Raw genomic sequence first — 21,761 nt, forward strand, 5'->3', positions numbered from 1 at the left:
CATGGCCGAAGACAATGCCGAGCAGGACAAGAGCGAAAGTGCCACGCCCTTCAAGCTCGACAAGGCCCGGCGCCGAGGCATGTTGGCACGCGGCACCGATCTGGGTTTTGCCACTACCCTGCTCGCGCTGGCGATCATCGCGCAGATCACAGGCGGTGATATCGTTCGCAATCTTATCTTCGCGATGCGCCAGAGCTTCTACGCCGCCGCCCGTGGCCAGGATCCGGAATGGATTGCCCACTTCGCCGGGCAACTCGCCGCCACCGTCCTCGCCACGCTGACTGTTCCTGCGCTCTTGTTGGTAGCCCTGATCGCGACAGTGGAGATCGTCCAGAACCGGGGCATCGTCTTCACCGCCGCCCCGCTCAAACCCGACTTTACACGGCTCAATCCTGCCAAAGGCCTCAAGCGCCTGTTCTCGAAGCGTATGCTCAAGGAACTAGGCAAGAATGTGTTCAAGACCGTGGTCTATGGCACGGCGCTCTACCTTTTCATCCATGCCGCCATGGCCGACGCCGGAGAGGCTACCCGATCGGCTCGAACGCTGGCCAGCCATCTCCTCGCCATGGCCGGGCGCCTCTTGCTTCTTCTGCTGCTTCTGGCAGCAGGAATGGCAGTAATCGATCAAGTGCTGGCACGCCGCTCGTTTGCCCAACAGATGCGCATGAGCCGGCGTGACGTGACGCGCGAAGCGCGCGAACGGGAAGGAGAACCGCGCCAGAAGCGCAAGCGCAAGCAGATCATGGCGGAACTGTTGAAGCAGGCGGCCGCCGCCTCTCAGGTGAAAGGGGCGGATGTGCTGATCGTCAACCCCGTCCACTATGCAGTGGCGCTGCGCTATCGCGACGAAGAAGACGTAGCTCCCACCATCGTGGCCGCTGGCCGCAATGCCTGGGCGCTGCGCATGCGCCGCGCGGCCGAGCGTGCTGGCGTTCCGATCATTCGCCAGCCAGGCCTTGCCCGCCAGCTCTATCGCGACGGCACGATCGGCAAGCCGATCGGACAGCTCCAGTTCGTGGCGGTGGCAGACATCTACATCTTGCTGCGCCGTAGAGCGCAAGCAAAAGCAACTAGCGGTACGATCTGATGCTTTCCCGCCTATACCAGGACAATCGTGATCTCTTGCTGGTGGGAGGGCTGCTCGGCATCCTCACCATCCTCTTTGCGCCGATCCCGCCGGCCGCAATCGACATGGCGATCGTCTGCAATTTTGGGCTCGCGCTCACCATCCTGCTGATGACCTTCTATGTCCGCAGGCCCGTCGATTTTTCGACGTTCCCCTCGCTTTTGCTGGTGGTCACGCTGCTCCGCCTGGCGATCAATGTGGCTGCAACCCGGCTGATCCTGACAACGGCCGATGCAGGTGACGTGATCCGCGCCGTCGGCAGCTTTGCGGTTGGCGGCAATTACATCGTCGGGGTGGTCGTTTTCAGCATCTTGGTCGTTGTCCAATATGTCGTGGTGACCAGTGGCGCCCAGCGCGTGTCGGAAGTGGCGGCGCGCTTCACGCTGGATTCGATGCCCGGGCAGCAGATGAGCATCGATGCCGATCTCAACATGGGCCTGATCGACCAGCCCGAAGCCCAGCGGCGACGGCATGAACTGGAACAGGAAGCGGCGTTCTACGGCGCGATGGACGGGGCCAGCAAGTTCGTCAAAGGCGATGCGATCGCCGCCATCATCATCCTGCTGATCAACATCATTGCCGGATCGCTGATCGGGATCCTGCAACTGGGCCTTTCCTGGGCTGACGCGCTCCAGCGCTTCACGCTGCTGACCATCGGCGATGGCATCGCCGCCCAGTTGCCGGCGTTGATCGTGTCGGTCGCAACCGGGATCATCGTGACCCGCTCTTCGGCTGACCGCGACCTGAGCACGGAAATCTATGCGCAGTTGTCTTCGATCCCGCGCATTCCGCGCATCGTTGCGGTAGCTCTACTTTTCCTGCTGCTTCTTCCAGGCATGCCCAAATGGCCGATCCTGCTGCTCCTTGGTCTTTTAGGGGTAAGCTTTTGGCGCTCCCGCCTGCGGGCCGCGCGAAGTGAAGAGAGCATTGCGGGCGAAGTGGAGCAGGATCAAGACGACGAGCAGCGCCTGGATGGCATTGAGATCGTGCTGGGGCGGGATCTGGCCACGGCCCTGTTGGATCGTCGCGCGACAATCATGGAAGGCGTGGCAGCGATACGCCGAGCTCATCTGGCTGAGTTCGGAACGCCTCTGCCCCCGGTGCGCATTGTCGAAGGCGAAGGCACAGCGTCGGGCGAGTTCGAAGTGCGCCTGTTTGGCACGCGCTTCGGACGCATGGTGGTCCATCCAGACCGGCTGCTGGCCGTTTCCGGCCGGGATCGCCAGGCCCGCCTTGAAGGGCTAGAAGCGAGCGATACGACGCTGGATCGGCCGGCTTTCTGGATTCGGCCCGACCAGGTCTCTGACGCCCGCGATCGCGGCTTCTCTGTCGCAGAACCGACAGCCGTCATGACCGCGCATCTCGCCGACATCATCCGTGGCGAAGCCGCCAACCTGCTGACCCGGCCGGTCATCACCGAACTCGTCGACGGTGTCCGCCGCCGCCAGCCAGGGCTCGTCGACGACTTGATCCCAACGGTCCTCTCACTGGCCGATGTCCAGCGGGTGCTGCGCAACCTGCTGGCCGAGAATGTGTCGGTGGCGCGATTCGATCTCCTGCTCGAACATCTGCTCGATCTGTCCCGCCAGACCCGTGATCCAGACGTCCTTTCGGAACTGCTGCGCCAGCGCATCGGCTTTGCCATCTGCGACCAGTTGCGCGGCACCCATCGCGATCTTGCAGTGGTCAGTCTAGACCCACGCCTGGAAAACGAGTTGACACATGTGCTGGCCAACGGTGCCACGGGTATCGACCCGCGCGTTGCCGACACCCTGGTGCGCCGCTTATCCCCACTCTACGAACGGATGTTTCGCGAGGGGCGCGCACCCGTGTTGCTCTGCGGTAATGAGCTACGCAAGGCCATCAAGACCCTGACCCGCCGAGCCCTGCCAAGGCTTGCCGTCATTGGTGTCGGCGAGATACCAGAGCGTATCGAGCTGTCTTCATTCGACGTGGTCCGCCTCGAAACTTGATCCTTTCTACCTGCCAGGGAACGCCATGCCGACTGCAGACACGAGCCGCCTTTCGCGCCTTCAACTCTATCTTGCCGCCGATCCGGACAACCAGGCGCTGCTGGTGGATACTTGCCAGGAAGCCATCAACACCGGGGACCACGATCTGGCCGAAACCCTGATCCAGCGGCTCGATGCGCTTGCCCCCGACAGCGCCGATGCCCTGCATCTCGCCGGGCTGAGCGCCATGTACCGACGCGATTTTGCCCGGGCGGCCGACCGGTTTTCCCGTCTCCTGCCCTTGGCTGACACCCCGGCGGTGCGCTTCAATCTTGCCTGGAGCCTCGCCATGCAGGGAGACAAACCACAAGCGCTGGCTTTGCTGGATGGACAGACGGTCGCAGCTGTTTCCGCAGCGGCCATGCTGCATATGCAATTGTTGCACGAGGCTGGCGAGTTCGATGCCGCCATGACCGCAGGCAAAGCTGCCTTGCACCGCTTTCCCGAGGATGCCGGATTGCTGGCCGCGCTAGCCACGCTGGCGCTCGATCTGGAAGATATGGACATGGCCCGGCACTGCGCTGAAAAAGCGGGCGATCATCCCGAGGCATTGGCCGCGCATGGCGTGATTGCCCTGGCCGACGGCGATCCGGTCCAGGCCATCCAGGCGTTCGACCATGCACTGGCGATCCGTGCGTTCAATCCACGCGCCTGGGTCGGCAAGGGGCTGGCCAGTCTGACGCAGCGCGATCCGGCTACCGCAGCCGATGCTATCGATCGTGGGGCCGAACAGTTCGGCGACCATATCGGCTCCTGGATCGCCGCTGGCTGGGCGCACTATCTTGCCGGCGACGCCGATCGAGCAGCACTGCGGTTTGAACGCGCCTTGGCGATCGACCCAGCCTTTGCCGAAACCCAGGGCTCCCTTGCCGTCATTGCGGCAACACGCGGAGACGCCGATACCGCCCGACGCTTGGTGGCTACCGCCCTGCGGCTCGATCGGCAATGCTTTTCAGCTGCTTTTGCCCGAATCCTGCTGGCCGGGGGCAACAGTGACAAGGCCCAGGCCTTGCTCCGCCAGGCGCTGGATACGCCGATCAACGACCAAGGGCTGACGGTTGCCAGCTACATGACCCGGCTCGCCTTACCGACCGTACACTGAGGGGAAACACGCGCACTCTTGGCGCTAATCGAGTTCTTGCAAAGCACGGGCGAGCAAATCTCGCCCGGCTTCGGATCCTTCCAGAATGTCGGCAACCTGATCACTGAGGGCCTGAAACTCAAGGCTGGTGACCAGGCTCGGCCCGAGGGCATCAGCGAGCAAAGTCCGCACGAAAGCGCGCCTGATTTCAGCAGCGGTGAAAGGCCCTCGATCCCCGAGGGCACGGGCTGCGCGGAGCGGATCGACGATGTCCGGGCGTTTCGCGCTAGCCGTACGGCTGCCTCCCTTGGTGCGCTGTGCGTCAAGGCGCTCCAACCGCTGGCGCAGCAGCAGGACCGCCTGATCGACACGACCGATCGACGCCATGCCTCAATGGGTCCGGCGTTGGCCAAGCAGCAGGGACGTTGCCGAAAGTGCCTCTTCGGGCTCGGTCCGCGAACCTTGCCAGGCGCCACCCAGATGCTGCTCACAACGTTCGATGATCAGGCGCATGTCATTGTTGAGCGGGAGGTTTTCGGTGTTGGCCGCGATACCTTGACGCAGCAGATCGATACAGGCCTCGAACCGGTCGGCAGCCAGACTTTCCAGGCCATCGATGAACAGGCGCATCCAGTGACCGTCGGGCAAGACATGGAGCGGAGCCCAGGTATCGCGCGCGGCTTGCGCTTCGCCAGAGGTCAACTCAAAGAAGCCAAGTTGGAAACGAGCGATGTGGAAATCCGGCGCGAGCTCGACAGCGCGGGACAGCGCCTTGTGCGCCAGAACCAGACGCTTGGCACCGATCAGCAGCGAGCCTTTGAGAAAGTGCAGCCTGGCATCACCGGGATGTTCGGCAAGCGCGCCATCGATCGCCGTCAACCCCTCTTCGGAACTGCGCCCGGCGGTAGCCAGAATGGCCTGGATGGTCTGGTCATCGCAGGTCTCGTCGGTATGGGACATCATCGCACCGCTTTCATCGATTTGCGCAGCCGCGCAAGCGCGGACTTGTGCAGTTGGGATATTCGCCCCCGGCTGAGATCCAGCATAGTGGCAATTTCGGAAAAGAGCAGATCATTCTCATAGTGCTGCCGAACCACCGTCTGCTCCAGATCGGGAAGTTGGCGCACACCTTCCAGCAGCAACCCCTGCATCTCGCGCCAGGCCAGACGATCAAATCCGTTGTCGGGTAGTCCGACCACATCATTCGGGCCGTGCCGCATTTCGGCATCGAGCATCAATCCCAGGGCAAGTTCGGTGATGAGTTCGGTCAGTTCAGCGATGGCGGTTGGGAGGTCATGATCGCCTGCGGGCATCAACGATTGCAGCCGTTCGCGTTCGGCTCGGCGACGGAACCGCAGTTGTGCACCACGTTCATCCAATCGACCGATGCCGTCCAACACGGCCCCGTTCAGGCGCGGCCTGGCAAATGCTGCGAAGGGTACCCCCCGTTCGGGATCGAAACGATCAATGGCCTCAAGCAAACCCTTGAAGGCAAATTGAACTGCGTCGTCCAGAACATGTTCGGGCATGCCGTTGCGGCGCACATGCTTACGCGCCACGCTGCGGGCGAGATGGACATAGCGATTGAACAAACGGGTCCGAGCCGTGGCGGCCTGGGCATGATCGCGTAGATGGCGCCAAAGCGCGGCTTCCTCGCGCTCCGGCCAAGTCAGGAGCGAAAGCCCCCGAACAAGACCAATCGCGCCCGCCACTACCGAAAACTTCCGACGACCCCGGTGATGATCAGCGACCAGCCATCGACCAGCACGAACATGAGCAGCTTTATCGGCAGCGAAATCGTGGTCGGCGGCACCATCATCATACCTAGCGCCAGCAGAATGGCCGAAACAACCAGGTCGATCAGCAGGAACGGCAGGAGAATGACGAAGCCGATGGTGAACGCCACGCGCAGTTCGTTGATCATGAAGGCTGGAACCAACTTTACCGTGGCCACATCGGCAGGGTGTTTTGGCAGAGGCTCTCGCGCGATGCGGTAGATCGTCGCCAGGTCCTGGTCCCGCGTCTGCGCGAGCATGAATTTGCGCAGCGGCGCCACGCCCCGATCGATCGCCGTTTCGACGGGAATCTGGTGCGCCAGATAGGGCGACAAGGCATCGCGATGAATCTGCGTGGCCACACTGCCCATGCTGAACAGGGTGAGGAACAACGACAGGCTCACCAGCACCGAATTCGGCGGCGTTTCCGGCATGCCAAAGGCGTGGCGGACCATCGAGAGAACAATGACGATGCGCGTGAAGCTGGTCATTGCGATCATGATGGTGGGCAGGATCGCCAAGACAGCCAGGAGCACGCCAGTGCGGACCACGTCACCGCCGTCTGGCGGTGGCACCACCGGTGACGCCCAAGCCACGCCGGGCAGACACAGCAATCCAAGCGCCATTACAAATCGGCTTAGACGCTCAGCCTGCATCTTTGCCCCCCGCAACGGCGGTGTCTTCTCGCACTGGAGCAAGGCCGTGGCGCAGAACGGTAATGCCCGCAGGACCGCATGCCAGCAGCCACTCCTCGCCCTCATTACGGACCAGGCACAAATCGGCGTAAGCGGAAACCCGACGCGCTTCCACCACTTCGATCCGGCGTGACGTGCCCATTCGACTGAGCCATTGCCCCAAGCTCGCAGGCGCGGGATGCTGCCCCATGCGCGCCCGCAGGAACAGCGCCAGCCCGAAGGCGCAAGCCAATGCGACAAGCAGCGATATCAGCACCCGGAGCAAGGAAATGTTCGGAGACCCGCCCCCACCCAGTTGCTGGGCCTGGGCCAGACCGGGCCAGAGCAAAACAAGGCCTCCGCCAATGCGGCGCGTGACGGACATCACTGCCCTGCCAAAGTCTTGATCCGAATCCCGAAATGGTCGTTTACCGCGACCAGTTCGCCATGGGCGACGACGGCGCCATTGATGCGCAGCTCGACCAAATCGCCCAATGCAGTGTCCAATACGAAATCCTGCCCTGGCTGCAACGCCAGCAGATCTTTCACAGTTACTCTGGCAACGCCAAGGATCGCCTCTACAGCAACAGGCACGCTGTCGAGCACCGTCGCAGGAATTCCCTGCGCCTGAACGGGCTGGTCGGATCGATCAGACATGGAAACGATTATGCTTTCTCTCAATGCGAACGGATTGGGTAACGGCAATTGTGAGTGTGTCGCCCTTGCGGGCAACTCGCGCCTGGCCGGCTTGCGCCAGAGCACCATTGACGGTCAGTGCAGCGGGCTGGGCGACAATGCCGTCAAGCACGATGAGATCGCCCGGTGAAAGCGTCGCGATATCGCCTGCCACAAGACCAGCGCAACCCAGATGGCAGCCAAGATCAACCGGCACCTCACCCAGTGCTTCGAGCAAGGGAACAGGGGCGCTCAAGACCCGCGCCGTGCCCGCAACCTGGCGACGCAGTCGCACCACGGCATCAGGCCGCATGGCAAGGGACAAGGTCCACTCTTCGCCTTGCCGCCGTAGCCGGTGGTAAAGCAGCGACGCACTTTGGGCATACGGCTCGTTCGTATCGCTGTTTGTCGGTTGAAATCCCAATTGCTCGTCGAGCAGATCGGCAATGCCCTGGACAACCTGCCGCCCAAGGTGATCGAGAATGCGCCGGTCGGCAGGATTGCCGGTATCGCCCTCACCATTGCAGGCGGCTTGTCCCAGGGCAGGCAGTTCGTTTTCGGCAATTTGCAGGCTGCCGAAAGAGCCGGCAAAAAGGATACCCCGACCGGCAAGACGCCCCGGCGCTATATCAAGCGCATGCCCGTGCGGGAGCCAGCGCGGCAAGACCTGCTCCATGATCTGGCGCAAGCAGCGGACCAGATCGCCATCCTGTGGCGGGGGTAACCAAAGCGATGCCATGTCAGCCCTGTCCACGGATTCCGAACAACTGCTGGATCATGTCGTTAGACACGCTGATGATCTGCGAACTGGCCTGATAACCGCGCTGGATGAGGATGAGATCGCCAAATTCCTTCGAGAGATCGACATTCGAGCCTTCGAGGCGTTTGGATCGGACCAGACCGACCCGGTCATCGGCACTGGCCATCAACTGCACATCTGCGCCGGCCTTGGCCTGGAACAGGCCGGCACTTTCCTGGGTCAAGGCACTGGTATCGCGGAATGTCGCGACGGCCACCGCTCCCAGATTCTTGGTCTGCTCGTTTGAATAGGTGAGTTGCAGTTCGCCGGCATCGTTGACCGCAACGGTTGTCAAGGCACCGACCGCATGGCCGTCGACCGATGCTGCCCGAAGCGACGAAACCGTACCGGACGAGAACGAAGTAACGCCCGACGAAAAGTCGAACAGGACCGCCAACCCCGTGGTGCTGTCGGTAAAGGTCAATTTCGCGCTGGCAGCAGAAGGAATGCTATTCTCGAAGTTCAGCGCGCTGGTGCCGATCGTGGCGCCGGTGCTGTCCTTGACTGTCACGGTCCAGTTGGTGCTATTTTCCGCACGGGTAAAAGTCGCCGTCCAGACATGTTTCTCGCCTGATGCATCGTAAACCGCGATATCGTTTACCGATGCCGTGGTGCCGGTGGACGAAAGGTTGTCGGCAAACACGACTTTGGTGGTCGTAACCGGTGCGTTGGTACGACTGCCATCAATCGACACGGCCACCGCCCGTCCGGTGCTGTCGAGCGTGGCCAGCTTCCATTCCGTCCCGGACAGCACGATGTTGCCGCTCTTGTCCGTGGTAAAGCTGCCGGTCCGCACATAGCGCACATCGCTGCCCTTGAGCAGAACAAGGAAACCGGTGCCATCCACGGCCAAATCGAGGTCGTTGTCCGTGGTCCGCAGATCACCAGCCTTGAAGTTGATCGTGCTGTCCGAAAGGCTGACGCCCTCGCCCCAGGATTGCGCACCGTTGGTCAGCGCACTGCCGCCACTGTCGCGCGTCGACTGCAGGTTGGAAAACGTAACCGTGGACGTCTTGAAGCCGGTGGAATTGAGATTGGAGACATTGTTGCTGACTTTCTTGAGGCCCTCGGAATAGGCTTCAAGGCCGCTCAGCCCGACAAAGATCGATCCCAGCATGTCAGCTTCCTTCCCTGATCTGGTTGACCGCCGTCAACGCGATGTTGGCGATGGTCTGGCCATCGGAGGTCTTGATGGTGATTTCGGGCGATCCCGAGGAGAATGACACCGCTGTGACCGTTCCCGTCAAAGCGGCGCTCCCACTCGTGCCCGAAGCGATATCGACTTTCCGGCCAAGTAGTCCGGTTGCCTGTGCCGTGGCCTGAGCTGAAACCAACTGGCCAAGGTAGTCCGACATGACCTGGCCCTGCTGGATTTGCGAGAACTGTGCCAATTGCGACACGAACTCGAAGTTTTCCATCGGCTTGAGCGGATCCTGGTAGGTCAGTTGCGTCAGGATGATCTTGAGCAGGGAATCGAAGCCCAGACCAAAGGCATTGTTCGCAGCTTGAGCGTTGGACGTGCTGGCCGAAGTGGCTGTACCTCCGATCGCTGCCACAGGATTGGTAGCCATGTCAGAAGCTCCCATACAGTGAGAAGGGCTTGCCATTGACGGTCACGGCAGAGATCGAAACCCCTGCCCTTTCAGCCTCCTCCACCAGACGTACAACGGTCTCGCGCGCTTCATCATCAGGCATCCTTGCCACGCGCAGCACCAGGCGATGCCCGCCGGCCTCCGCCAGAAGGGCCACTTGCAGGGGAGCAAAACTCGCAACCCGGGCAGCTCGCAGAGCAAGTGCCGCCGTGGGCAGTTGCACCTTTGGCGCTGAAACCTGCACATCGTCTTCGCCGACGAGACCCAAGACCTGCGTTGGCCCTGTCACAGCAGAGGGGGATGATGGCAACAGAGATAGCTCAACCGGTCGCTCACCGACGGCAGTCCTCCCGACTGCGCTGGCAACCATGCCCGGTACCTCGTGAAGATGTTCCGAGCGTTGGGCCACCGCGCCGCTGACATTGACGTCCACTGGCTCAAGGGGGGTAGCCAGTGCAGCACCGGTTTTGGTATTGAGTGGGGAATCGCTCGATGCCGCTTCGATCCAATGGCCAAATAATGGCCCGTCGACAAAACGGGTGGCACCTGCGCTCGGCACACTCTGAGCTGGGTCTGTAGCATTGCCGATGCCCTGCAGGTCACCAAACCGCGCTGCGAGCAGTGCGGCGAAATCGGCAGTCGCGCCGCCCTGATTGCCCCCTTCGGATACCATATTGCCCGCAGGCATCACGGCGAAACCAGGCAGGCTTGCAATGGCGGTCATCGCACTCTCCTTGCCAGGACCAGATCTGCCGCTGCATCGTCGGCCTGTCGGGCTTCGTACCGCAAAAGATCTCGCCTTGCTTCGCGTGCGATCTCGTCGGCCACCCGACGCTCAGCCCCGGCGCGTGAGTACCGGACAAGCGCATGCTGTTCGCGGCTCTGCGCAGCATCATGGACTAGATTGGCTTCATGGACATGACGTTGTTGCGCGACCAGCCAGGCTGCCGACAACTGCAATTGGGCCGGATCAGGACGGTGACGGAGTTGGCTTTGCCACAAGTCCTTCGCCAAGAACTGTCGTTCCTTGGCCTGATGCAGCCTATCAGCTTTTTCGATGGTCTCGGCACGAGCCGCCAGGGCATCTTGGCCGGCGGCCGTTTCTGCCAAAGCGCGCAGTTGCGCCAGGCCTTGCGCATGATCTGATTGGGCACGCCGTGTCATGCAGCCACCTTTGGCGCTGCCAGCGCGCGCAACGCGGCTCTGGTCTGATCTGGTGGTACGGCTTCGCCATGATCCTGTTGCAGGAACGCTGTGATCGCCGGGCGAGCCGCCACCGCCTGATCAAGATCGCGATCGCCGCCGGGTTTGTACATGCCGCTCTCGATCAACAGACGGGCTTCGTCATGTCGCGCGATCCACGCCCGACATCGTTGTGCCGCGTCGCGTTGGCCCGGATCGACCAGTCTATCGAACAAACGACTGATGCTGCGGCTGACGTCGATGGCCGGGAAATGCCCGGCCTGGGCCAGGCGGCGAGAAAGCACGATATGCCCATCGAGCAGAGACTTCATCGTTTCGACGATAGGATCGTCGACATCATCGCTTTCGCTCAGCACGGTGAATATCGCCGTGATGCTGCCGCGGCCGCGCACGGCGCCACACCGTTCAACCACCCGTGGCAATTCACGAAACACATTGGGAGTATAGGCCCTCGCAGTTGGTGGCTCACCGGCCGCGAGGCCGATTTCGCGCAGGGCCATGGCCAGGCGCGTGATGGAATCAACCAGCAGCAGAACATTTTCGCCAGCATCACGCCAGAATTCAGCGAGCAGCAGCGCGGTATCCACCGCCTGGGCCCGCATCGGCGCCAGTTCATCGGATGTAGCTGCCACCAGAGTAACGCGATGGTCCGCCTTGTCGCCACCGACCAGGCGCCAAAAATCTTCGACTTCGCGGCCGCGTTCCCCGATCAGGCACACGACAATCCGCTCCGCATCGCTTTGCCTAAGGATTTGCTCGACCAATGTAGTCTTGCCCACCCCGCTTGCCGCAAAAATGCCTATCCTCATCCCGCGGCCGATCGTCAAAAGACCATCGATAGCTCTGATACCGGTCGCCATCGGAAGCAGCCCACCCGTCCGATCCAACACTGGCGGTAAGCTCCTGCGCGGCGCGGCTCCGGTGGGCGCAGTCCGCCCGTCGATCGGCCGCCCTAGCGCATCAACGGCCCGGCCGGCAAACGAAGGACCTACCGCTACACTCGCATGATCCGCCACCAGTTCGACCTGATCGCCGATCCGAACATCGGACACGGTTTCAAACGGCACCAGGGTAAGCCCGTCGCGCTGAACTGCCGCCACATGTGTCAGGGCCAACGCACGGCCGGTGGTCCGCGATCGCAACAGGCAGTGACTGCCAACGGTCGCATCAGGTCCATCCGCCATAACCACTCCCGACGTGACTTGGGCCACTTGGCCAAGCACGGGGAACGGCTCAAATTCCTTGAGGTTCGGGCGCATCTCAGTCGTCATCGGGGTGATCTAACGCTCCTAGCGCAGCCAGCAGGCGTTCTCGCCCCTGCGAGGGCTCAATAGTGATCGCCCCCAGCTTCAGCACGATCCGCGCGGTCCCGGCCGCTACAGCAGCATTGGGCTTGATGTCGGTTCCAGCAGGCAAGGCACCGGCAAACGCGCTCAATCGGTCGCTGTCGAACAGGGCCGGATTGATTTCGATCGCAACCACTGCTTCTGCCCGCACCCGCTCCAACCGACGCGAGACCGAGCGCCCGAGCCAGGCAAGTTCGGTCTCGTTCGGGGCAACCAGACGCCCAAACGCTTCAGCAGCCAACGCCCCAACATTCCCTGCCAGAGTTTGGTCAAGCATCCTGTCGAACGCCCGACGGGCCTGCGCGCACGATTTTTCCAGTTGCCGGGCCATCGCTTCGTCCTGCCGGACGTGAGCCTGCGCCGCTTCAGTTCGGGCCTGATCAATTGCCTTTGCAAGCGCCGCACTCCACGTCTCGCGCAATTGCCGCAATTCTTCGCGAAGCCTGCCATTCTCTGAATCAAGTTCGGCAAGACGCGCATCTCGCGGATCGGGCTTCCGGTCTGCGGCCATATCGCGGCTCGAGGCAGAATGCTGCGCGGCAGGCAATGACCGGCCGCTATCTGCGAGTGCCGCATTGCGGGCGACCACGCTGTCGTGCTTAAACAGCACGGCCTAGCGCCCCCGGCCACGCAAGGCGCCGAGCACGCGATCGAGCCAAGCCGCACTGCCTACGGCAGCGCCTGGCTTGCTGTCAGACTCAGCGGCCATCGGATCATCGCCTGGCACAGCAGCCAACGCCGCGGCCGCCGCTTGTGTCATGCCTGCCGGAATGGTGCCACGCCGGGCCACCTCAACCAGCTTGATCAGCCCAGCCGACGGCCGGCTCGCCTGACGCTCAGCCAAGAACCTTTCAGCTTGGCGACGGGACGGTGCAGGCATACGCGCCAGCACAAAACCTCGATCCTGCGTACCCAGAGCGGCCAAGGTCTCCAGCATTTCGGCAAGATCCGGCTCGATCGTAGTCATACCGCGCGCTCCCCGGTTTCGGTCAGGCGGGCCTGCAAAGCATCGGAAAAGCGCAACAAATCCTTGTGCCGGTTGACGCGGCTGCGACGGCGATCGGTCCACCACGCCAAGGCAAGGGCGGCAAGGCCGAGCGCGACTGCAAACGGCCAATATCGTTGCCACGGCGATGGCTGTACCGCCGGCAGCCGCGGGGCCGCTTGGGCAACGACCTTATCCCTCAGCACGACGCCTTGCGGCATTGTGGCAGGCAACCTAGCCGTTGCCGTGAGGATGACCGCATCCCCACGCTCCACATGCAGGCCGGCTGCCTGCACAATATCTGCCTCGATTGCGCGCAGGGCCTGGGCATCGAGCACGCGATCCAGATTGACGCGCACGGTGACCTTGGGGGCGCCAATGGCCGGATCGATCAGCGCACCGAGCGCCACGCCGGCTGGCTTCGCTGCCGCGCTGGCCAGCGGGCTACTTGGTGGCGCACTGCGATACGTGAAGGCGACTTCCACTTGCGGATGCATGTCGGGATAAGCAGCCTCAATTGCATCGAGCACCCGTGCCTGAAGATCAGCCGTTGCGGGATCGACCGGTGGCTGCGCAGAATTAGCCGTCATGGCATCGGCGCTGACAACCCGCCCGCTGCCATCCAGAACGGCAACCGCATCGGGGGAAAGATCGGGCACAGCCCCTGCGACCAAGCGCTGGATACCCCTCACCCGGCTTTCGGTAAGCACCTGCCCCGGCTTGAGCAACAGCGTAATCGAAGCCTTGGGCGGCGCGGCGTCGCCGGCGAAGACGGCCCGCTCGGCCAAGCCAAGATGCACCCTTACCTGCTTGATCCCGTCCAGCAGAAGGATCGTGCGGGCCAATTCCCCCTGGAGGGCGCGCATGTAGTTTATCTTCTGGTCGAACTCGGTCAGACCCATGTCGGACTGGTTGAACAGCTCAAAGCCGACTTGGCCGCGCATCGACAAGTCGGAACCCAAAAGCTCTACACGCGCCTTGTCCGCTTGCTCCTGCGCCACAAGGACAGTTTGCCCCCCATCCGCCAAACGATAGGGAATTTTCTTTTCGTCCAGAAGCTTGGTGATGTCTGCCGCGTCTCGCGGATCGACATCGGTCATTACCGTCGCATATTGGGTGCGCAATACAAACCAGTACAATGCAAAGGCGATGGCAAGGCCAACCACAGCAAGCGCGGCAATCGTGCTGCGTGAAAGGGGCTGCCGGGGAGAGCCCTCGCTCGCATTGGCAGCAGTCCCGGTCACAGCTGCATACTCATGAAATCACGATAGACTTCGAGCAGGCGCGTGCGCACCTGCACGGCAAGCTCAACCGAAAGGCGCGCCTGCTCCAACGCCAAGGTCACTTGATGCACTGGAATGGCATCGCCTGCGGCAAACGCACTCAACAGGGCATCGGCGTGAGCGACCTTGGCGTCCGCTGCATTCAGCCCCTGAACCAACAAATCGGCAAACCCCGCAGCAGGGCGCGCAAGCCCCGAATTTTCGGGAACGATTGGTTCAATAGGAACCATGCCGATGGCTGCCACAGAAGATATCATGCTCATGCCTTACCGAGATCCAGCGCGCGCATTGTCATCTGCTGGGCAAGCGAGAGGACAGTGAGATTGGCTTCATAGGCGCGGGCGGTCTTCACCAGCAGGGCCATCTGTTCGGCATGATCGATCGCCGGGTAATAGACATTCCCGGCGCGATCGGCATCGGGATGACGCGGATCGTGCACAGACCGGTAACCGACCGGATCCACTGCCACGCCCAAAACCTGCGTACCGGTCGGCTCAGCCACGACCGCGCCGGCAGCAACCATTTGTGAGAATGCGGTCGCTGGACCACTGCGGAGGCGCAACGGGCGATAACCGCCGCCTCCCACCACCCGCGTGGTATTCTCATTAGCAAGGTTTTGCGCGATGACCTGCATGCGCTGCCATTCGACATCAAGGCCGGTTCTGGCAATGGCGACCGGGTCGATGCTCATCCTTGGGCTCCCAGCGCGGCGCGACCAATGGCAAGACGACGCCCCAGCATGTCACTCACCGCAGCATATCGAGCGGCTGTCGCCGAAGCATCTGCCAGGATGAGATCGAGCCGCCGCTCGTCGCCGAGGCCTTGTACCGGGCCAGCGATAAAGTCGAATGCTGCGTCGCGCACCGCAGTCGCGCCATGCCTCGCCGCAGCACGCAGGGTGGCTTCAAAATCGACCTGAAGGGGCTGAAAGCGAGGCGTACTAACATTGGCCGCATTGTGAGCCAGCGCGGCCATACGCATTTGCAGACCATCAAGCGCTTTGGCAGCGACGACAACGGCAAGTGGTTCAGTCATGATGCAATCCGATTGCTGGCGCCACAAAAACCGCGCCGTCATCGGCACGCACAAAGAAGCGCTCGCCCTTTCGCGCCGATTGCAGCGCCGTGGCACTGCGCTGAACCATGGCGTGGCCGATCCTCGCCATGACAGCGACGCGATCGCCGGGCATCACGATTGGTCGGTCGATGAAATGAACCGGCCCCAGTTCATCACCTGGCTGCAGATCCACACGGGCCATCGCTTGTTGCGTTACCGGATCAAGGCGCAGCCGCGATGGCGGGATGGTTCGCGCGCATGGCACCGTTTCCGTATCCTGCGCAGACACGAACTCACCCGCGTGCCGCTCGATCACCATGACTCGGCAAGAGGGCACCGCAACGGCCGCGACAGCAAGGGCAAAAAGCGCCAGAGTCATTATCTACCGTCGCAGACCATTGGCGACGCCATTGATCTCGTCGGCAGCCTTGAGCACTTGGGCATTGGCCGCGTAGGCGCGCTGCGCCACCAACAGATCGACCATTTCGCGGTTAAGGTCGACATTCGAACGTTCGAGCGAAGCCTGTACCAACTCACCCAAGCCTTCGTCGCCAGGCTTGGCAGCAAGCAATTGGCCTTCGTCAGCGACTTGGTAAAGCCCACCGTCCAAGCGCAAGAGATCGGCTCCATCTGCTGGCCGGGCCAAGTCCAATCGCCCGACTTCCTCAGTCTCGCCCGACGCCGTCACAGCGGTGACCGTGCCGTCACGGGCGATGGCAAAGCTGGTAGCATCCTGGGGCATGGCAATCGCGGCCTTCAGCATGTAGCCCGAAGCGGTGCCCAGGTGACCGTCTTCCAGCACCTTGAGCGCGCCGCCACGCCATAGCAGGGTCTTGCCACCTGGCCCGATCAGCTCAAGAAAGCCCGTCCCGTCAATGGCCAAGTCGTTGGCACTGCCTGTGACATCGAGTTGCCCCTGAATGCCATAGGCTGGCGTCGCGACTTCCAGCACCCCCGATACGAAATCCGCCGACTGCTTGGCGTCCGCGACATCGGCAACCGAAAGCAATTCGCTGAACCGCAAATCCGAGCGCTTGTACGCGGTCGTGTTCATGTTCGAAATGTTGCCGGCAATGGTATCCAGCGCCGCCTGGTGCGCACGCATTCCGACCGCAGCAATCTCAAGTGCAGCACTCATCGCGCCAAACTCCCCAGCATGCTCGACGCGCGGCCGAGCAAGTCGTCATAGATCTGGAATACCTTCGCGCCAGTTTCGGCGTAACGGCCCGCGCGCGTGAGTTCGGTCATCTCGGTAGCCATATCGACATCGGACGGAACAAGCTGGCCTTGCATCACTTGTCCGGCATCATTGGCGTCAAGCACGCCATCACCATCGGCGCGAAACAGGCCCACGCGCGCTTGCGGCTGACCATCGACAAACACCACTCCGGATCGGGTGATTGTAGGATCGCCCGATCCGATGATCACGTCACCACCACCTGAGGCCTGCAGCAATCGCCCCTGGCCATCGACCAAATGACCCTCGCTGTCGCGATGCAACTGCACCGAACGAACGGCATGCAGACCCTGCGCATCGCGGAGTTGGAACACCGATGCTTTGTCTGCGGCGAGGTCCATTGGGTTCCCCGTCACCTTGAGCGACGTTGACTCGGCACCAGCGATACGCGCAGCGCCGGTGGGCAAGCCCGTCCGCAAGTCCAGCAACTGCGCAAACACGCGCCGCGAGCGGAAACCCGGTGTATTCACATTCCCGATATTGCCAGCGGTGGTATCGATGCGCTGCTGCGCACTTGTCATCATCACCGCCGCCAGTTCCGCCAAGCCCGCCATAAAATCCCCAATGCCCCGGTAAAAAATCACATGGCCGAAGGCCTGGGTCAAGCGAGACATTTCAATTTGCGCCGCATTGGTTACAAAAATTTGCAGCAAATTCTTGACATTGTAACTGGCCAGGGGTCCACTGCACGGTGGAGGGCTACTATATGCATCGGAAATGGGGGAACCCACTTTGTGGCCTGTTGCTGGCCGCATGCTGCATACCGGCGGCGGCGCGGGCCGATGATCTGTTCAAGCCCGGCATGACACAATCTCTCAGCAGTGACCGCCGCGCCACGCAGCCCGGCGATACCATCAGCATCGTGGTGCTTCAGGCTGCCGAATCGAGCACTTCGCTACAAAGCGGTACGCGGCGCTCGACCGCCTTGAGCGGACAGGTCAGCGCCGGCAAGCTTAACGAAAGCGGACAACTCGGGCTGGGCAACTCGTTCTCCGGAAGCGGCGAAATACGCCGCACCGAGCGGTTCGTGACGCAGATGAGCGCAACGATCACGTCCGTCCTTCCCAATGGCGACCTGCGGATCGAAGGCGCACAGCATATGCTGATCAACGGCGAAAGTACGACAGTCGAAGTACGGGGACGGATCCGTCCAACCGACATAGACAGCGACAACCGCGTTGCCTCCAACCGCATTGCCGACGCCCAGATCAACTATAATGGCAAAGGTTTTGTCTCGCGCAGCGGGAAGCCTGGCCCTATTCAACGCATCTTCAGCTTCCTCGGACTATGACATTGCGCATCTTGACTTTGGTGGCCTTTGCCTTGGCCATCTCTTTTCCAATAATTCCCGCGAACGCCCAGGAAGTGCCTATCAGGGCCTTGGGGCGCTTTGATGGTTGGCGCGAGAACGCCTTGGTTGGCTACGGCCTGGTCACAGGCCTTTCCGGTAGTGGCGATTCGCGCAACAGCACGGTGACGCGCCAGGCACTGCGCAACGTCCTCTCGCGTCTAGGCACGACAGTGCAAGCCGAAGACATCAACAGCCGCAATGTCGCCGTGGTGATCGTGACGGCGATGCTGCCAGCATCCGCCAATGTCGGCGACAGCATCGATGTTGTGGTCTCCTCTATCGGAGATGCCCGCAGCATCGCCGGAGGCACACTCTTGATGACCGCACTCGCTGGCCCCGACCAGCAGACTTATGCGCTGGCGCAAGGGCCGCTGATTGTGGGAGGGCACCAGTTCGAGGCGCAGTTCAACATGGCACAGCGCAACTATCCGACGACCGGTCGTGTCGCACGAGGCGCCACCATCGAGCGCGCGGTCGACGCTCGCTTGGTGAACGATCGCGGTGAGATCGCTTTCCTCCTGGCAGAGCCAGATTTCACGACTGCGCAAGATATCGCATCGGCTATCAACGCCAAACTGGGCTATGACACGGCGCGAGTTGCCAATGCCGATCGCATCGTCATCCGTGCACCGGCGAACGGGGCTGGCTTAGCCGGCTTTCTGTCGACGATCGAGAACACCCAAATCCGTCCCGCTCATCAGTACCGCGTCGTCGTCAATGAACGCACCGGCACCGTTGTTGCAGGCGGAGATGTGATGATTTCGCCGGTGGTTATTGCCCAAGGCGATATCAAGGTTCAGGTTGAAACCCGCAACGAAGGCTCGCAACCCCAGTTCATTTCCGGCTTGGCGAACGATGTTTCGAGTTTGATCATTTCCAACACGAAGTTGTCCGTGGACGAAGGTCACAATGATGCCACCATTCGCATGGGTGCATCGACAATCGGCGATCTGGTTCAAGGTCTCAATGCCCTGCATGTCGACACCCGTCGCGTGATCAGCATTCTTCAGTCGCTCAAGACTGCTGGCGCGCTCCATGCGGACATCGTTGTCGAATGAGACCACTTTGCTAAACCGCCATTTTTTAAGAATTTGCGCACGAGCAAATCGGCCCATTCGCTACCCCCAACAAAGGGTGTCCGGGCAACGAATCACTTTTCCCCTTCAGTCCAACCAACGCATGCCGAGTGACCTGCCTCCCTGGTCCCGCAGTTATAGCGAGATTCTCGCGGTTGAATGCACTGCTACCCAACCTTGGACCGCTCGGGTTTAGAGTTTTCCGCCTGGCCCGGGTCCGGGGGACTGGTAGCCCGTTTGGGTTTGCCAGCATGATCGGGAAGATATTCCGTCACGCTCGCCTGCACAACCGCGTCGGGCGTACCTTTCAGCCTCTACACAAGTGAAGCGCAAAAGCTGAAAAAAGAACAAAGACAAGGTTGCGACATCGACGCTCTGATGCCGTGCCACAGTTCCGGTTGATGACACAAACGAGGTGATTACCAGATGGCCACGGTAAGCTCAGGAGCCATTCCACAAGAGGTTGTTTGGGCTCACGCTGCAGGAGCACCTTCCAACGGCACCGACGATGACACCCCAGTTGTGCAGGCGCTACTTGATTCTAATAAGCTGGTCATGTTTGAGCCGGGACGGCTCTTTCGCTTCTATACTAAATTAGAACTAAGCAGCATGGCTCGCCTGCGAAGCCTAGGGCCCGGCAACTCCGACGGCGTTCAAGTCACATCATCCGCTAAGTTGGTCTTTACGGGATCGGGATCCGGCTGCTTCGTTTCGAAGAACCCCAATAGTTACCTATCCCACGGCGGATTCAATGACCTTACAGTCCGCGCCGAAGGCCCATACGTCGCGGTCTTCGATCTTCCTAACTGCGTGGAAATGACGTGGCAGAACTGCACGATCGAAACGAACAATGTCAACACTGGCGGCATTAGGGGCGGCAAACTGCCTGGACTGAATGCTTGGATCAACCGGATCATAGCGTGCAACTGGCGCTTACCAGATGCTGGCACTTCCTGGGTTTACGATGTCAATTGGAGCGACTCCGAGGTCGTAGCTAGCCACTTCACTGGGGGTTTGGGCAGCATCGATCGGGGATATGGGGTGTCCTACATCGCCAACCAATTCGAGAGAGCGCGCTACCGCGGTTTGCGCATCAGCAAAGAATATGAAGCGAAGCAGGGCAACATCATAGGGAACCGCTTCGATGCCAACGCCGACGTTGGCTTGGAAATCTTTGTTGATGACGACAACTCGACGCAGACACGCATCGCGTTAAGTATCGTCGGCAATCAGTTTCGCACCGTGTCACCTACGAACCCAGGCGTCCTTGGACAAGCAGATATAAGGTACACCAGTAAATTTACGGACCGGACCTACTCAATCCTTCCTCCAATCGCTAGAGGCTGTTATGGACTTGCATGTCTGAATGGATTCAAAGGCTTGTATGGAGCAACGCCGCAAGCCCTATCCGTCAGACGTCTGCGATGAAGAATGGTCGTTGCTGGCGCCCTATCTGACGCTTTTGCCCGAGGATGCCGGGCAGCGCGAACACAGCCTGCGCGAAGTTTTCAACGGCTTGCGCTACATTGTGAAGACTGGCGCGCCTTGGCGATGGATGCCCAACGACCTGCCGCCGTGGCCGGCAGTTTACCAGCAGACGCAGCGCTGGCTGGCGGCGGGATGCTTCGAGGCGCTGATTGACGATCTTCGCGTGGTGCTGCGTCTGGCATCCGGCCGCAAAGCCGAACCAAGCGCCGCGATCATTGACAGCAGAACCTTGCGTTCGACACCCGAAAGCGGCGAGCGCGGTGGTTATGATGGAGCCAAACGCAAGAAAGGCTCCAAGGTGCATATCGCGGTCGATACGCTGGGTAACCTGCTGGCCTTGCATGTCACATCTGCCAGCGCACAGGATCGCGGTGAGGTCGAAACCATGGCCCGAACCATTCAGGCCGTCACCGATGACAGCGTGGAAATAGCCTGGGTCGATCAGGGGTACACCGGTCAATCCACCGCCCAGGCGGCTGCACGGCACGGCATCGATCTCAAGGTCGTCAAACTGCCCGAAGTCAAACGTGGTTTCGTTCTGCTGCCGCGCCGATGGGTTGTCGAGCGATCCTTCGCATGGGCCACACGCTTCCGCAGGCTCGTCAAGGATTACGAGCGATATGCCCAGACACTCGCGGGCCTCCATCTCGTCGCCTTCGCTACAATCATGAGCAAACAGGCCATCTCTTTGATGACCGGTCCATAACAGCCTCTAGCGTCTACACTGCCGGACTAACTACGCAGGTTCAGCGAGATCCGGCTAAATTCTCATCAGTTTTCACCGTTGATGGGGATATCGGGACCCAATTAGCCGGAACCTTGATCGACCAGAACGGCCTCCTGTTTCCACGGGGATTGGGCTACGCGATTACTGCTCATAGCCAAAGTCCGGAAGGGCGGATTTCGGCTGTTCCAGGGAGCTTATGCATGACACCGCTTGGCATGTATTCTAAAGTAACGGGCTCGGGTAATACTGGGTGGAAGAAGCTTGCAGTCGAGCCC

29 protein-coding genes are annotated in these 21,761 nt (G+C 61.2%); 8 read left to right on the forward strand and 21 right to left on the reverse strand.

Going from position 1 to position 21,761, the window contains the following annotated elements:
- Nucleotide 1: 1 nt before the first annotated feature.
- The 3 genes from IP65_RS17860 to IP65_RS17870 are packed head-to-tail and all read left to right on the forward strand — an operon-like array spanning nt 2 to nt 4,240.
- A complete protein-coding gene (locus IP65_RS17860; protein ID WP_054132531.1) occupies nt 2-1,087 on the forward strand; it encodes a flagellar biosynthesis protein FlhB in 1,086 nt (361 codons plus the stop codon).
- Nucleotides 1,087-3,099 (forward strand): flagellar biosynthesis protein FlhA, encoded by a 2,013-nt coding sequence (locus tag IP65_RS17865; protein WP_054132532.1) that lies wholly within the window; start codon nt 1,087-1,089, stop codon nt 3,097-3,099. Before IP65_RS17860 ends, IP65_RS17865 begins: the two co-directional genes overlap by 1 nt.
- A gap of 25 nt (nt 3,100-3,124) precedes the next feature.
- Nucleotides 3,125-4,240, forward strand: a complete 1,116-nt coding sequence (locus IP65_RS17870; RefSeq protein ID WP_054132533.1) for a tetratricopeptide repeat protein — start codon at nt 3,125-3,127, stop codon at nt 4,238-4,240.
- A gap of 24 nt (nt 4,241-4,264) precedes the next feature.
- Here IP65_RS17870 and IP65_RS17875 read toward each other — a convergent pair whose 3' ends face one another.
- The 21 genes from IP65_RS17875 to IP65_RS17970 are packed head-to-tail and all read right to left on the reverse strand — an operon-like array spanning nt 4,265 to nt 17,497.
- Nucleotides 4,265-4,606: a hypothetical protein gene (locus IP65_RS17875; protein WP_054132534.1), complete on the reverse strand. Its 342-nt coding sequence runs from the start codon at nt 4,604-4,606 to the stop codon at nt 4,265-4,267.
- 3 nt (nt 4,607-4,609) lie between these two features.
- Entirely contained in the window at nt 4,610-5,182 is a 573-nt protein-coding gene (locus tag IP65_RS17880; protein ID WP_156306713.1) for a hypothetical protein, read from the reverse strand.
- Nucleotides 5,179-5,931, reverse strand: a complete 753-nt coding sequence (locus tag IP65_RS17885) for a sigma-70 family RNA polymerase sigma factor (protein ID WP_197279281.1) — start codon at nt 5,929-5,931, stop codon at nt 5,179-5,181. The genes IP65_RS17880 and IP65_RS17885 overlap by 4 nt, the downstream gene beginning before the upstream one ends.
- Nucleotides 5,931-6,650, reverse strand: a complete 720-nt coding sequence (gene fliP, locus IP65_RS17890; protein WP_156306715.1) for a flagellar type III secretion system pore protein FliP — start codon at nt 6,648-6,650, stop codon at nt 5,931-5,933. Before fliP ends, IP65_RS17885 begins: the two co-directional genes overlap by 1 nt.
- On the reverse strand, nt 6,640-7,053 hold the full coding sequence (locus IP65_RS21475; RefSeq protein WP_054132537.1) for a hypothetical protein: 414 nt from the start codon (nt 7,051-7,053) through the stop codon (nt 6,640-6,642). The genes fliP and IP65_RS21475 overlap by 11 nt, the downstream gene beginning before the upstream one ends.
- Complete coding sequence (locus tag IP65_RS21015) at nt 7,053-7,325, reverse strand: FliM/FliN family flagellar motor switch protein (RefSeq protein ID WP_197279282.1); 273 nt, start codon at nt 7,323-7,325, stop codon at nt 7,053-7,055. Before IP65_RS21015 ends, IP65_RS21475 begins: the two co-directional genes overlap by 1 nt.
- Complete coding sequence (locus IP65_RS21480) at nt 7,318-8,031, reverse strand: FliM/FliN family flagellar motor switch protein (RefSeq protein ID WP_197279283.1); 714 nt, start codon at nt 8,029-8,031, stop codon at nt 7,318-7,320. Before IP65_RS21480 ends, IP65_RS21015 begins: the two co-directional genes overlap by 8 nt.
- A gap of 52 nt (nt 8,032-8,083) precedes the next feature.
- Entirely contained in the window at nt 8,084-9,259 is a 1,176-nt protein-coding gene (locus tag IP65_RS17905; RefSeq protein WP_054132539.1) for a flagellar hook-basal body complex protein, read from the reverse strand.
- A 1-nt stretch (nt 9,260) separates the two neighbouring features.
- Nucleotides 9,261-9,713, reverse strand: a complete 453-nt coding sequence (locus IP65_RS17910) for a flagellar hook assembly protein FlgD (RefSeq protein WP_054132540.1) — start codon at nt 9,711-9,713, stop codon at nt 9,261-9,263.
- Nucleotide 9,714: 1 nt separating this feature from the next.
- Complete coding sequence (locus IP65_RS21485; protein ID WP_156306718.1) at nt 9,715-10,458, reverse strand: hypothetical protein; 744 nt, start codon at nt 10,456-10,458, stop codon at nt 9,715-9,717.
- On the reverse strand, nt 10,455-10,898 hold the full coding sequence (locus IP65_RS21490) for a hypothetical protein (RefSeq protein WP_156306720.1): 444 nt from the start codon (nt 10,896-10,898) through the stop codon (nt 10,455-10,457). Before IP65_RS21490 ends, IP65_RS21485 begins: the two co-directional genes overlap by 4 nt.
- Nucleotides 10,895-12,208 (reverse strand): FliI/YscN family ATPase, encoded by a 1,314-nt coding sequence (locus tag IP65_RS17925; RefSeq protein ID WP_054132543.1) that lies wholly within the window; start codon nt 12,206-12,208, stop codon nt 10,895-10,897. Before IP65_RS17925 ends, IP65_RS21490 begins: the two co-directional genes overlap by 4 nt.
- The gene (locus IP65_RS17930) at nt 12,198-12,893 is read right to left on the reverse strand and encodes a hypothetical protein (RefSeq protein WP_156306722.1); all 696 of its coding nucleotides are present in this window, start codon (nt 12,891-12,893) and stop codon (nt 12,198-12,200) included. Before IP65_RS17930 ends, IP65_RS17925 begins: the two co-directional genes overlap by 11 nt.
- 3 nt (nt 12,894-12,896) lie before the next feature.
- Nucleotides 12,897-13,250 carry a hypothetical protein gene (locus IP65_RS17935; protein WP_054132545.1) on the reverse strand — a complete coding sequence of 118 codons (354 nt, stop codon included), beginning with the start codon at nt 13,248-13,250 and terminating at the stop codon, nt 12,897-12,899.
- Nucleotides 13,247-14,512 (reverse strand): flagellar basal-body MS-ring/collar protein FliF, encoded by a 1,266-nt coding sequence (gene fliF, locus IP65_RS17940; RefSeq protein WP_082350238.1) that lies wholly within the window; start codon nt 14,510-14,512, stop codon nt 13,247-13,249. The genes IP65_RS17935 and fliF overlap by 4 nt, the downstream gene beginning before the upstream one ends.
- Nucleotides 14,509-14,814 (reverse strand): flagellar hook-basal body complex protein FliE, encoded by a 306-nt coding sequence (locus IP65_RS17945; RefSeq protein WP_082350239.1) that lies wholly within the window; start codon nt 14,812-14,814, stop codon nt 14,509-14,511. Before IP65_RS17945 ends, fliF begins: the two co-directional genes overlap by 4 nt.
- On the reverse strand, nt 14,811-15,242 hold the full coding sequence (locus tag IP65_RS17950; protein WP_054132548.1) for a flagellar basal body rod protein FlgC: 432 nt from the start codon (nt 15,240-15,242) through the stop codon (nt 14,811-14,813). The genes IP65_RS17945 and IP65_RS17950 overlap by 4 nt, the downstream gene beginning before the upstream one ends.
- Nucleotides 15,239-15,586, reverse strand: a complete 348-nt coding sequence (locus tag IP65_RS17955) for a hypothetical protein (protein WP_054132549.1) — start codon at nt 15,584-15,586, stop codon at nt 15,239-15,241. The genes IP65_RS17950 and IP65_RS17955 overlap by 4 nt, the downstream gene beginning before the upstream one ends.
- The gene (locus tag IP65_RS17960) at nt 15,579-15,986 is read right to left on the reverse strand and encodes a hypothetical protein (RefSeq protein ID WP_156306724.1); all 408 of its coding nucleotides are present in this window, start codon (nt 15,984-15,986) and stop codon (nt 15,579-15,581) included. Before IP65_RS17960 ends, IP65_RS17955 begins: the two co-directional genes overlap by 8 nt.
- A 3-nt stretch (nt 15,987-15,989) precedes the next feature.
- A complete protein-coding gene (locus IP65_RS17965; RefSeq protein WP_082350240.1) occupies nt 15,990-16,745 on the reverse strand; it encodes a flagellar hook-basal body protein in 756 nt (251 codons plus the stop codon).
- Nucleotides 16,742-17,497 (reverse strand): flagellar basal body rod C-terminal domain-containing protein, encoded by a 756-nt coding sequence (locus tag IP65_RS17970; RefSeq protein WP_054132552.1) that lies wholly within the window; start codon nt 17,495-17,497, stop codon nt 16,742-16,744. The genes IP65_RS17965 and IP65_RS17970 overlap by 4 nt, the downstream gene beginning before the upstream one ends.
- A 38-nt stretch (nt 17,498-17,535) precedes the next feature.
- Here IP65_RS17970 and IP65_RS17975 point away from each other — a divergent pair, with 38 nt between their 5' ends.
- The 5 genes from IP65_RS17975 to IP65_RS22035 all read left to right on the forward strand — a co-directional run.
- The gene (locus IP65_RS17975) at nt 17,536-18,135 is read left to right on the forward strand and encodes a flagellar basal body L-ring protein FlgH (protein ID WP_197279284.1); all 600 of its coding nucleotides are present in this window, start codon (nt 17,536-17,538) and stop codon (nt 18,133-18,135) included.
- Nucleotides 18,132-19,253 carry a flagellar basal body P-ring protein FlgI gene (gene flgI / locus IP65_RS17980; RefSeq protein ID WP_054132554.1) on the forward strand — a complete coding sequence of 374 codons (1,122 nt, stop codon included), beginning with the start codon at nt 18,132-18,134 and terminating at the stop codon, nt 19,251-19,253. Before IP65_RS17975 ends, flgI begins: the two co-directional genes overlap by 4 nt.
- Nucleotides 19,254-19,697: 444 nt before the next feature.
- Entirely contained in the window at nt 19,698-20,699 is a 1,002-nt protein-coding gene (locus IP65_RS21495) for a hypothetical protein (RefSeq protein ID WP_156306726.1), read from the forward strand.
- On the forward strand, nt 20,656-21,465 hold the full coding sequence (locus IP65_RS17985; RefSeq protein WP_054132555.1) for an IS5 family transposase: 810 nt from the start codon (nt 20,656-20,658) through the stop codon (nt 21,463-21,465). Before IP65_RS21495 ends, IP65_RS17985 begins: the two co-directional genes overlap by 44 nt.
- A gap of 113 nt (nt 21,466-21,578) precedes the next feature.
- Nucleotides 21,579-21,761, forward strand: a 183-nt coding sequence (locus IP65_RS22035) for a hypothetical protein (protein ID WP_231627775.1), incomplete at its 3' end; no start/stop codon positions are given.

It is taken from the genome of Novosphingobium sp. AAP1, assembly GCF_001295765.1.
Classification (GTDB): Bacteria; Pseudomonadota; Alphaproteobacteria; order Sphingomonadales; family Sphingomonadaceae; genus Novosphingobium; species Novosphingobium capsulatum.